The sequence below is a fragment of the Streptoalloteichus tenebrarius genome, assembly GCF_024171885.1.
Taxonomy (GTDB): Bacteria; Actinomycetota; Actinomycetes; order Mycobacteriales; family Pseudonocardiaceae; genus Streptoalloteichus; species Streptoalloteichus tenebrarius.
The window spans coordinates 68,901-80,000 of the sequence record NZ_JAMTCP010000029.1 but is presented as its reverse complement, the minus strand read 5'-3'; the positions used below and the strand labels follow the sequence as shown (position 1 = coordinate 80,000).

Annotated in this window: 10 protein-coding genes; 3 read left to right on the top strand and 7 right to left on the bottom strand. The window is 72.3% G+C overall.

Features of this window, described 5'->3' with window-relative positions:
- Nucleotides 1-346: 346 nt before the first annotated feature.
- The 7 genes from LX15_RS21890 to LX15_RS21860 all read right to left on the bottom strand — a co-directional run bounded on the left by LX15_RS21890 (nt 347) and on the right by LX15_RS21860 (nt 7,626).
- On the bottom strand, nt 347-1,192 hold the full coding sequence (locus LX15_RS21890) for a metal ABC transporter permease (RefSeq protein WP_253671497.1): 846 nt from the start codon (nt 1,190-1,192) through the stop codon (nt 347-349).
- Nucleotides 1,189-2,037, bottom strand: coding sequence for a metal ABC transporter ATP-binding protein (locus LX15_RS21885; RefSeq protein ID WP_253671496.1), 849 nt, complete (start codon nt 2,035-2,037; stop codon nt 1,189-1,191). Before LX15_RS21885 ends, LX15_RS21890 begins: the two co-directional genes overlap by 4 nt.
- Nucleotides 2,034-3,074 carry a metal ABC transporter solute-binding protein, Zn/Mn family gene (locus tag LX15_RS21880; RefSeq protein ID WP_253671495.1) on the bottom strand — a complete coding sequence of 347 codons (1,041 nt, stop codon included), beginning with the start codon at nt 3,072-3,074 and terminating at the stop codon, nt 2,034-2,036. Before LX15_RS21880 ends, LX15_RS21885 begins: the two co-directional genes overlap by 4 nt.
- Before the next feature lie 166 nt (nt 3,075-3,240).
- Nucleotides 3,241-4,341 carry an ABC transporter ATP-binding protein gene (locus LX15_RS21875; protein ID WP_253671494.1) on the bottom strand — a complete coding sequence of 367 codons (1,101 nt, stop codon included), beginning with the start codon at nt 4,339-4,341 and terminating at the stop codon, nt 3,241-3,243.
- A 137-nt stretch (nt 4,342-4,478) separates the two neighbouring features.
- Nucleotides 4,479-5,390, bottom strand: a complete 912-nt coding sequence (locus LX15_RS21870; protein WP_253671493.1) for a sugar ABC transporter permease — start codon at nt 5,388-5,390, stop codon at nt 4,479-4,481.
- 2 nt (nt 5,391-5,392) lie between these two features.
- Nucleotides 5,393-6,310 (bottom strand): carbohydrate ABC transporter permease, encoded by a 918-nt coding sequence (locus tag LX15_RS21865; RefSeq protein ID WP_253671492.1) that lies wholly within the window; start codon nt 6,308-6,310, stop codon nt 5,393-5,395.
- Between the two features lie 56 nt (nt 6,311-6,366).
- Nucleotides 6,367-7,626, bottom strand: coding sequence for an extracellular solute-binding protein (locus LX15_RS21860; protein WP_253671491.1), 1,260 nt, complete (start codon nt 7,624-7,626; stop codon nt 6,367-6,369).
- A 262-nt stretch (nt 7,627-7,888) separates the two neighbouring features.
- On the opposite strand from LX15_RS21860, the gene LX15_RS21855 reads away from it, so the two are divergent.
- The 3 genes from LX15_RS21855 (at nt 7,889) to LX15_RS21845 (ending at nt 11,061) form a co-directional block, all read left to right on the top strand.
- On the top strand, nt 7,889-8,914 hold the full coding sequence (locus tag LX15_RS21855) for a LacI family DNA-binding transcriptional regulator (RefSeq protein ID WP_253671490.1): 1,026 nt from the start codon (nt 7,889-7,891) through the stop codon (nt 8,912-8,914).
- 243 nt (nt 8,915-9,157) lie between these two features.
- The gene (locus LX15_RS21850) at nt 9,158-10,258 is read left to right on the top strand and encodes a LacI family DNA-binding transcriptional regulator (protein WP_253671489.1); all 1,101 of its coding nucleotides are present in this window, start codon (nt 9,158-9,160) and stop codon (nt 10,256-10,258) included.
- 242 nt (nt 10,259-10,500) lie between these two features.
- A complete protein-coding gene (locus tag LX15_RS21845) occupies nt 10,501-11,061 on the top strand; it encodes a hypothetical protein (RefSeq protein WP_253671488.1) in 561 nt (186 codons plus the stop codon).
- Nucleotides 11,062-11,100: the final 39 nt, after the last annotated feature.

Genomic DNA, 11,100 nt, shown 5'->3' with positions numbered 1-11,100 from the left:
CTTCGCCCAGAAGATCGACGCGCACGCGTCCCTGCTGGCCGACCGCCAGGTCGTGGTCTTCTCCATGGTCGAGCGGAACCTGGTCGCCGGGCGGTCCCCGCTGACCGAGGACAGGGTGATCGAGCGGATCGGGCAGGTCCTCCAGGCCAACCCGGTCCGCTGACCAGGACCGGGACGACCCGGGCCCCGGTCAGCGCCCGGCGAGCCCGACCGCGCCGGCCCGGTGACCCGGTGGATCGGTGACCTGGTGGATCGGTGACCTGGTGGATCGGTGACCTGGTGGATCGGTGACCTGGTGGATCGGTGACCTGGTGGATCGGTGGGCCGGCGGGCCGGCGGACCCGGGTCAGGCCGCGGCCACCCGGCGGCGGCGGGTGGCGGCGACGCCGCGACAGGCCAGGTAGATCAGGAACGAGATGCCGGTGACGAAACCGCTCACCGGGACCCCGGGCGCCAACGAGAGCAGGATGCCGCCGACCGCGGCTACCTCCGCGAACACCACGGCGAGCACCGTGGCCAACACCGGGTTCGCCGTCACGCGCGTGGCCGCCGCGCCCGGCGTCACCATCAGCGCCAGGACCAGCAGCGCGCCCACCGTCTGCACGCCCAGCGCCGTGGCCACGCCGACGAGCACCGCGAACAGCGGGGAGAGCGCCCGCGCCGGGACCCCGCGCGCCACCGCGACGGCCGGGTCGACGCTGGAGAACAACAGAGGGCGGTAGACCACCGCCAGCACCACCAGCACCACGAGCGCGGCCCCGGCGAGCAACGCCAGGTCGGTGCTGTCGACCCCGACGATCTGGCCCACGAGCAGGCTGAACTTGTTGGCCGCCCGGCCGGGGTAGAGCCACAGCAGCAGCACGCCGAGGCCGAGCCCGAACGACAGGACGACGCCGATGACCGAGTCGCGTTCGCCGTCGCGCTGGCCGAGCAGGCCGAGCAGCAACGCCGCGACCACGGCTCCGGCGAGCGCGCCGGCCCCCACGCTCCAGCCGAGCAGCAACGCGGCCGCGCCGCCGGTGAAGGCCAGCTCGGCGGTGCCGTGGACGGCGAAGGACATCTGCCGCGCGACGACGAGCGGGGCCAGCGCGCCGGACACCAGCCCGAGCACGGCCGCCGCGAGCAGGGCGTGCTGGACGAAGTCGTAGCCGAGCAGGTCGAGCGTGGCGGACAGGTCGAGGAACCGGGTCACGGGGTCTCCTGCACGTGGTGCTGGCCGCCGCCGTTCTCGGCGCCGGCCACGATGATCCGGTCGCCGACCCTGACCACCTGGACCGGCGTGCCGTACAGCTCGGTCAGCGTCTCCGAGGTCATCACCTCGTCCGGCGGGCCGATCCGGAACCGCCCGTTGACCAGGTACAGCACCCGGTCGACCAGCGGCAGCACCGGGTTGATCTCGTGGGTCACGAACAGCACGGCGGTGCCGTGCTCCCTGGCCCTGCGGGCCACCAGCTCGCTGACCACGCGCTGGTGGGCGAGGTCGAGGGACAGCAGCGGCTCGTCGCACAGCAGCACGTCGGGGTCGCCGACCAGCGCCTGCGCCACCCGGAGCCGCTGCTGCTCACCGCCGGAGAGCAGCCCGACGGGCTGGTTCGCGTAGCGGGTGGCTCCCACGGCCGCCAGCGCGGCGTCGACCCGGCGCCGCCGCTCCCGGCGGCCCCGCAGGCCGAGTCCCCAGTGGTGGCCGTCCCAGCCGAGCCCGACCAGGTCGCGCCCCCGGACGGCGAGGGTGGGGTCGACGGCGCGTTGCTGCGGCACGTAGCCGATCCGCCGGCTGCCCCGGTGCGCGGGCTCGCCGCCGATCTCGACCGTCCCGGAGGTGAGCGGCCGCAGCCCGAGCAGCACGCGCATCAGGCTGGTCTTGCCGGAGCCGTTCGGCCCGAGCACGGCGAGGAACTCGCCGGGCGCGACGTCGAGGTCCAGCCCGTCCCACAGCACGCGGGAGCCGTAGGCGAGGCGGGCGGCGCGCAGCCGGACGAGCGGGCTGGGCCCCGCCCCTCCGGCGCGCGCCTCCGCGACGGTCGTGGCCTCGCTCATCGCTTCAACGCCGCCTCGAGGTTGCCCACCTGCTCGTCCATCCACGACAGGTAATCCTTGCCCTGCGGCAGCGTCTCGGTCATCTCGACCACCCCGAGCCCGGCCGCGGTCGCCTTCTCCCGCACCTGGCGGGTGACCGGCGACTCGGTCTGCGGGTTGTGCACGAGCACCTTCGGCTCACGGCTGGCCAGGAGCCGCTCGACCTCGGCGACGGCCACGGCCGGCGGGTCGTTCTCCTCCTCGACGGCCTCGACGAACGCCTTGGGCGTGACGTCGGTGAGCTTGGCCTGCTCCAGCAGGTAGTGGGCGATGGGCTCGGTGGCCAGCACCTTGACCCCCTGGTGGGCCTTCGCGATCCCGTCCACCCTGGCGTCCAGCGTGGAGAGCCGGTCCTTGAACTGCTGCGCGTTGCGCGTGAACTGGTCCTTCTTGTCGGCCTTCAGCTCGCCGAGCTGCTTGGCCACCTCGTCGGCCACGTGGCTCACGGCGTGCAGGTCGTACCAGACGTGCTCGTTCGCCCCGTGGTCGTGGTGGTGCCCACCGCCCGAGGCGCTGGCCTCGGGCTTGTCGGAGCCGTGGTCGTCGTGCCCGTGCCCGTCAGCGGCCGAGGTGGGGGCGGCCGAGGTGGGGGCGGTGCTGGGCTGGTCCTTGTGGTCGGCGTGGTCGTGCTGGGCGGCCTTGACGGCCTCGACCGTGCGCCGGTCCCCTCCGGACGAGGCGAGGATCTTCTCGACGAAGCGGTCGTAGCCGCCGCCGTTGAACACCACGAGCCGCGCCTTGCTGATCTCGGCGGCGTCGGCGGGTGTGCTCTCGTAGGAGTGCGGGTCGGTGGCCGGGTCGCTGACGATCGACTTCACCTCGACGGCGTCGCCGCCCACGGCCTGCGCGACGCTGCCCCACACGTTGGTGGAGGCCACGACCCTGACCCTGTCCCCGTCGGAGGCCGCCGAGCCGGCGCCGCCACAGGCGGAGAGCGCGAGCGCGGTCGCGGCGAGGCCGGCCGCCAGGCCGCCGAGACGCGGGAAGCGCACAGTCATCGGCATTACTCCTTGTGGGGGACAGGCCTCAGCCCGTAATGGAAACCGTTGTCGAGTTCAGCTTAGCAAGGCGGGGCCGCCCCGCGAAGCGGGTTGGGACGACAAGCGGCCCCCGTCACCAGGACGGGGGCCGCGTGAACTCGGCGAACGCGTCGGGGCGCCCGGGTCAGGCGCTGAGTCGGAGGCCGGTCTCCGGGTGGAACAGGTGCACCTCGTCGGCGTCGCGCAGCGTCACCTTGACCTGCTGGCCGAACGCGGGGGGAGTACGGCCGTCCACCCGAACGATGAACCGCTCCGGGTGCTCGCCGATCCGCACGCTGCCGTAGACGTAGGCGTCCGCGCCCAGCTCCTCCACCAGCTCGACGGTCATCTCCATGCCGTCCTCGTCGGCCGAGGCCAGCCGCAGCGACTCCGGCCGCACGCCGAACGTGACCTCGGACAGGCCCTCGGCGGCGGCACCGTCCAGCGCGGCCCGGGACAGCGGCACCACCAGGCCGTCCAGCCGCGCGCCCTCCGCGGTCAGCGGCACCGTCTTGAGGTTCATCGCCGGCGAGCCGATGAACGAGGCCACGAACGCGTTGGCCGGCCGGTCGTACAGCTCGCGCGGCGAGGCGCACTGCTGGAGCACGCCGTCCTTGAGCACCGCCACCCGGTGGCCCATCGTCATGGCCTCGACCTGGTCGTGCGTGACGTAGATCGTGGTCGTCCCGAGGCGCTGCTGGAGCGCGGCGATGTTGGCCCGCGTCTCCACCCGCAGCTTCGCGTCCAGGTTGGACAGCGGCTCGTCCATGAGGAACACGCTGGGCTCGCGCACGATCGCCCGACCCATGGCCACCCGCTGCCGCTGGCCGCCGGACAGCGCCTTCGGCTTGCGGTCCAGGTACTTGGTCAGGTCGAGCATCCTGGCGGCCTCGGCCACCTTCTCCCGGATCTGCGCCTTCGGGACTCCCCGCAGCTTCAACGCGAAGCCCATGTTCTCGGCGACCGTCATGTGCGGGTACAGCGCGTAGGACTGGAACACCATGGCGATGTCCCTGCCCTTCGGCGGGGTGTTCGTGACGTCCTTGCCGCCGATGGTGATCGCGCCCTCGTCGACGTCCTCCAGCCCGGCGAGCATCCGCAGCGCCGTGGACTTGCCGGAGCCGGACGGTCCCACCAGGACCAGGAACTCACCGTCCGCGACGGACAGCTCCAGGTTGTCCACCGCGCGTACCGGTGGCGTGCCGGGGAACACCCGGGAGGCGTTGACGTAGGCGACCTCGGCCATGTGACGTCCCTTTCACTGTGATCCTGGTCTAGACAAGGTAGCCGTTGCGGGCGGTGGAGGTAAGCCCGCGCGGCCCTTTTTCGCTGGTCGGGCCGCCCCATGCTCACTTTCCGGACACGCGGGATGACCGTTCGTGGTCAGCCTTTGGCCGCGCCGTCGGCCAGTCCCCCGACCAGGAACCGCTGCACCAGGTAGAACACGGCGACCGCCGGCAGCGCGACCAGGACCGAGGCCGCGGCGAGGTGGCCCCACTCCGTGCGGTTCTGCTGGATGAACACCTGGAGGCCGACCGAGAGCGTCTTGGATCCGTCGGCGGCGGACAGGAACGCCGAGGCGAACGCGACCTCGCCCCACGCCGTGATGAACGAGTAGAACGCGGTCACCGCCAGGCCCGGCCTGGCCAGCGGCAGCACCAGCCGCCAGAACACGCCGAACGGCGACAGGCCGTCGACCCGGCCCGCCTCGTCGATGTCGGTCGGCACGGTGTCGAAGTAGCCCTTGAGCATGTACGTGCAGAAGGGCACCGCGGTCGTGCAGTAGACCAGCACCAGCCCCAGTGACCGCCCCTGGAGCCCCAGCGCCAGCAGGATGTTGTAGAGCGGCACGATCAGCACCGCGAACGGGAACATCTGCATCACCAGGAAGGTGAGCATCAGCCCGCGCCGGCCGGGGAAGCGGAACCGGCTGACGGCGTACGCGGTCGTCGACGAGACGAAGACGCCGAGCAGCGTGGTCAGCCCGGCGATCGTGACCGAGTTCCCGAACCAGGCCAGGAAGTCCCCCCTCGCGCCGGAGAGCACGTCGACGTAGTTGTCCACACTGGACTCGTCAACCAGGCGCGGCGTCGGGCTCACGGCGCGGGCGTCCGGCTTGAACGACGTGACCAGCACCCAGAAGATCGGGAACACCGCGACGAAGGACGCGGTGACCAGCGCGGCGTGCAGGCCGACGCTGGCCAGTCGGGAGCGCCGCCCCCGGCGTGCGGCCGTCGGGGCGGCGGCTCCGGCTCCCGTGCGCGCCGTCTGGAGCGCGGCGGCGTCGACGCTCATCGTCACCACACCTCTCCCTGCCGGCGCATGGCCCGGCGGTAGATCGTCACGAACACGAGCAGCAGCGACAGGATCAGGACGCCGTAGGTCGAGGCGACCGCGTAGTCCCGCGACGCTCCGGAGAAGAACCGCTCGAACGAGTAGGTCACGAGGATGCGGGTGTGCGGGTTCTGGCCCGTGCTCAGGAAGATGACGTGGAACAGGTTGAACGTCCAGATGACGCCGAGCAGGACCACCGTGCTGGACACCGACCGCAGGCCGGGCAGCGTGATGTCCCTGAACCGCTGCCACGCGCTCGCGCCGTCCATCTCGGCGGCCTCGTACAGCTCGCGCGGGATCGACTGGAGGCCGCCCAGCAGGGTCACCATCATGAACGGCACGCCCAGCCAGGTGTTGATGACCATCACCGAGAACAGCGCCAGGTCGGACTGCCCGAGCCAGACCGGGGTGGGCAGGCCCAGCGCGCCCAACGCCTGGTTGATGATCCCGAACTGCGAGTTGAACAGGTACCGCCACGCGAACACGCTGATGAACGGCGGCACCGCCCACGGCAGGATGAGCAGCACCCGGTAGAGCCCCCGGAACCGCATCCGCCGGTTGAGCAGCAGCGCGAGGCCCAACCCGATCGCGTAGTGGGCGAGCACGCAGCCGAAGGTCCAGATCAGCGTGCGGCCCAGGGTGGACCAGAACGCACCGTAGGACTCGCCCCCGGTCAGCACGTTGACGTAGTTGTCCAGGCCCACGAACTCGTAGCTCGCCGGCCGGTCCAGCACCGGGTTGGCGATGGTCGCCTCGTTGATGTTGGTGAACGTGAAGTAGAGGCCCTGCGCCAGGGGCAGCAGCACCAGCGCGCCGACCACGACCACGACCGGCAGCACCATCGCGTAGGCGTACCAGTGCCTCGCCAAGAACGCTCGCATTCCGCTCCTCCCGCACGGCGCGGGGCGGGGGCGGCCCGCCCCGCGCCGCCCGCTCGTCAGCCCTGGTCGTAGCCGGGGACGACCTGGTCCTTGTACGCCTTGGCGACGTCGTCGGCGGCGGCCTTGGCGTCCTTCTTGCCGGAGAGCACGTCGGCGTAGGAGATGTTCAGCGGGTCGAAGAGCTGCCCGCCCTCGGGGATCCACGGCCGGGCGTGTGCCTGCTGGAGCACGGGCGTGAACGCCGCGACCACCGGTTGCGCCTTGACGTCGGCGTTGTCGTAGGCGGACTTGCGGGTCGGCAGCAGACCGAGTTCCTTGGCCACGGTCACCTGCGACTCGGTGCTGCTCATGCACTGGATGAACTTCACGGCCGAGTCCTTGGCCTTGGTGCCCTGCCGCACCACGTAGTCGTGGCCGCCCACCGGGGAGCTCCCCTTGCCGGCGGTCGGGCCGGGGACGGGGACGACGCCGAGGTTGCCGGGATCGGCCTTGAACGCGTCACCCTTGAGGTAGTCCGCGACCGCCCACGGGCCGTTGATCACCATGGCCGTCTCGCCGGAGGTGAAGGCGGCCTGCATGTTGGCGTAGGAGTTGGTGCGGTCCAGCGCCGTGCCCGCCGCGCCGGCGTCGAGCAGGCCCTTGGCGGTGCGCAGGCCGCGCACGGCCTGCTCGCCGTTGACGGTGATCTTCTTGGCCTGGGTGTCGAGCAGGTCGCCGCCCTCGCCGTAGATGAACGGCAGCGCGTAGTAGCCGTCGTTGTTGAGGAACAACGCCTTGGCGCCACCCAGCCTCGGGGCGATCGCCTTGACGTCGTCCCAGGTCCTTGGCGGTTCGACGCCGGCGTCGGCGAGCTTCTTCTTGTTGTAGAACAACGCGAGCGCGTCGGAGACCTGGGGAACGGCGTACGTCCTGCCCTCGTACTTCGCGGAGCCGGCCGCGACCTCCAGGTGGTCGCCGGCGTCCTTGGCCAGGTCGGTCCCCGACAGGTCGGCGATGAGTCCGTTCTTGGCCAGCTCCGCCACCCACGCGACCTCGGCGCGGAAGACGTCGGGGCCCTGCCCGCCCTGCGCGGCGTTCTTGTAGTTGTTCCTGGCCTGGTCGAACGCGACCTGCTCGACGGCCACCTGGTAGCCGCCGCCGGCCGCGCACTGCTCCGCGAGCCGCTTGAACACCGGGTGCTCGTTGGGGCCGCTGGTGTCCCAGTAGACGACCTTGCCGGCGTCGGCGCCGCCGGAGGAGGAGCCGCCGCAGGCGGTGAGCATCAGGGCGCCGGCCATCCCGGCGGCTACGGCGGTGGTGAGGGCTGTCCGTCGCATCGTTGCAGTCGTTCCCTCCTGGGCGGCACGACGCCCGGCGGTATTGCAAGGTTTTGCAAAGTAGCTTGGCCGGGATTTCATACCCGTCGGTCCTGGTCGGTCAAGACCCAAAGCGGTAACCAAGGCGTAACGCCCCGCTCGACGCCCGGACGGCCGACCGCCCGGCCCAGCGGCCGTTGCAAACTCTTGCGGCGCGCTGGCAGGCTTCGCGGGAAGATGTCGGGGCGAGGAGGGGAGTCCCGCCTCGGGGAGGAGGAACGGCGTGGCCGGACTGGCCGAGATCGCCAGGGCCGCCGGGGTCAGCGTGTCGACGGTGAGCCGCGTGCTCAACCGACGGGCCGGCGTGAACGACGAGACCCGACAGCGGGTCCTCGCCGTGCTCGCCGAGATGCCCTACACCCCCCGCGGGCTCGGCGCCCTGCAACGGACCGGGGTGGTCGGGCTGCTGGTGCCCGAGCTGTCCAACCCTGTCTTCCCCGCCTTCGCCGAGGCCCTGGAGACCAGGGCGTCCCGGCTCGGGTACGCGTCGTTGTTGTGCAACACGCGCTCGGCGAGCATGCGCGAGGAGGAGTACGTGCGCATGCTGCTCGCCAGGGGCGTCGAGGGCATGGTCTTCGTGTCCCCGGAGATCACCAACACCGGGGGCGAGGACGTCCACGGGTACTACGCCAAGCTGCTCGCCGACGGTGTGCAGATGGTGTTCGTCAACGGGGGAGCGCCGGCGCTGGACGTGCCGGACGTGGCCGTGGACGAGCAGCTCGCCGGCTACCTCGCCACCCGGCACCTCATCGAGCTGGGCCACACCCGCGTGGGCTTCGTGTCCGGCCCCGCGCGGTCGTTGCCGTCGCGGCTCAAGCGCGCGGGGTGGACCGCGGCGCTGGAGGAGGCCGGGGTGCGCGCCGACCCCGCGTGGGTGGCGCACGCGCCGTTCGGCGCGGAGGGCGGGGCCGAGGCCGTCGCCCGGCTGCTGGACTCCGGCGCGCGCCCGACGGCGGTCATCTGCTCCTCCGACCACATGGCGCTGGGGGTGCTGCGGGAGGCGCACCGCAGGGGGATCTCGGTGCCGCGCGAGCTGTCGGTGGTCGGGTTCGACGACATCCCGATGGCGTCGTACTGCGCACCGGCGCTGACCACCCTCGCGCAACCCATTGACGAGATGGCCAGGGCGGCCGTGGACGAGTTGTCGCAGCGACTCGACCCGGACGGGCGGCGCACGGTGGGCGGCAGTTACAGCCGGGTTTTCCGGCCCCGGCTCGTCGTCAGGGAGTCGACGGCCCCTCCGGCGTGAGGGGTCGGCCGACACGCCCGGCGCGCCGGCACGCCCGCCTCATCGCCTCGCGCGCACCCGCCCGCACGTTCCGCGCGCGGGTGTGAGCGCGCGTGCGCGATGCCCGTGCGCAAGTCGGATGCGCAAATTGGACTGGACCACCTCGTCGGGGAGGGCGTCGCTCTGACCTGCGAGAACACCTGTTCTGGGGGACGAAAATCACCTGGGCTTCACGTATTGGTTCTGAAACGTTACGGTCCATCCATGGCGCGGTCTACGAACGCGAGGCGCCCCGCCACCCTGGCTTCGCTGGCCGCGGAGCTGGGCGTCTCCCGGACAACGGTGTCCAACGCGTACAACCGCCCCGACCAGCTCTCCCCTGAGCTGAGGCGTCGGGTGCTGGAAACCGCACGCCGGCTCGGCTATCCCGGGCCGGACCCGGTCGCGCGCTCGTTGCGCACCCGCAAGGCGGGCGCCGTCGGGCTGCTGCTCACCGAGAACCTCTCCTACGCCTTCCGCGACCCCGCGGCCGTCGGCTTCCTGGAGGGGCTGGCCCTGGCCTGCGAGGACGCCGGCCAGGGACTGCTGCTCGTCCCGGCGAGCCCCGAGCGGGAGGACGTCGCCGCCGTGCACCGCGCCGGCGTGGACGGCTTCGTCGTCTACTCGGTGCCCGACGACGACCCGCACCTCGCCGCGGTGCTGGAACGGCCCGTGCCGACCGTGGTCTGCGACCAGCCGGAGATCGACAGCGTCGACAGCGTCGGCATCGACGACCGCGCCGCCACGACCGCGCTCGCCCGGCACCTCATCGAGCTGGGGCACCGCAGGATCGGCGTGGTCTGCATGCGGCTGGGCCGGGACCGCAACGACGACTTCGTGCCGCTGGAGCGCCAGCGCGACGCGCACTTCCACGTCCAGCGCACCCGGCTGACCGCCCTCGCCGACGCGTTCGCGACCGTGGGCGTCGACTGGGCGACGGTGCCCGTGGTGGAGCGGTTCGACCACACCACCGCCTCCGGCGAGTCCGCGGCGGCCCAGGTCCTCGACCGCGACCCGGAGATCACCGCGCTGATCTGCACGTCCGACATCCTCGCCCTCGGCGCGATGACGGAGGCCGGCCGCCGCGGCCTCCGCGTCCCGCAGGACCTCACGGTCACCGGTTTCGACGGCATCCCCGAGGCCGAGCGCGCCGGCCTCACCACGGTGCGCCAGCCCGTACTGGAGAAGGGGCGGGCCGCGGGGCGGCTGCTGCTGGACAGCGCCGAGCACGGCCGGCCCCGCAGGGTCACCCTCGACACCGAGCTGATCGTCGGCCGGACCTCGGGGCAGCCCCGCGCGGCGGCCCAGATCTGGTACGGCCCCTGAGCCGGCCTCCCGCCAGGCGTCCCACGGGGGCGCGGTTTCCGCCGAGGACGGAGGCCGCGCCCCCGTGGTGTGTTCGGCGTCGTCGCGCGGGCCGGCCATCACCCGGGATTTCGCACGGGAGATGCGGAAAACGTCACTGGTGGCGTGTGAAAACGCCATGCGTGGTGTCAGATCCGCTGGACACGCGTGGGGACTTCTCGGGTTGACGGGATGAGACCGGTGCCCGGCCTACCGTCGCGGCCATGGTCACGAACATCGAGTACACCGAGGAAACCCACTTCAACGGCGGGCTCTGCACCGTGCGGGTCCACGGCCGCGGCGACTCGGCCGAACCCCGACTGGACATCGAGGTGTTCACGGCGGACACCGAGGGCGAGCTGACCGGCGAGGGACACCTGCTGTTGCCGGTCGGCGCGCTCGCGGCGGCCGGTCACCTCGTCCAGCGCGTGCTGGTCGGCCTCGCCCAGCTCCACGGCGCCACCGCGGGCCGGGGGCGCTTCCGCGCTTCCCGGCCCGGCAACGCGTTCCGGCCGTGGAGCGAGGAGATGGACGAGGAGCTGCGGACCGCGTGGCTGGGCGAGCCGGCGGGCGCCCCGGCGAGCGAGGTGACCGGTCGGCTCGCCGAGCGGATGGGACGGTCGCGGATCGCGATCCGGTCCAGGCTGGCCCGGCTCGGCTGCGACCCGGACGTGCCGGGACGGGAGCTGCCGCCCGCCCCGGGCGAGGACCCGTCAGGACCGCGTGACGGGGAACGACGTCCTGGCCGGGCTCGGCACGCGCCAGGGACGTCGCTGCCGCCGTGACGCCAGCGACGCCAACCCTGACGTGGGCCGGCGGGGAAA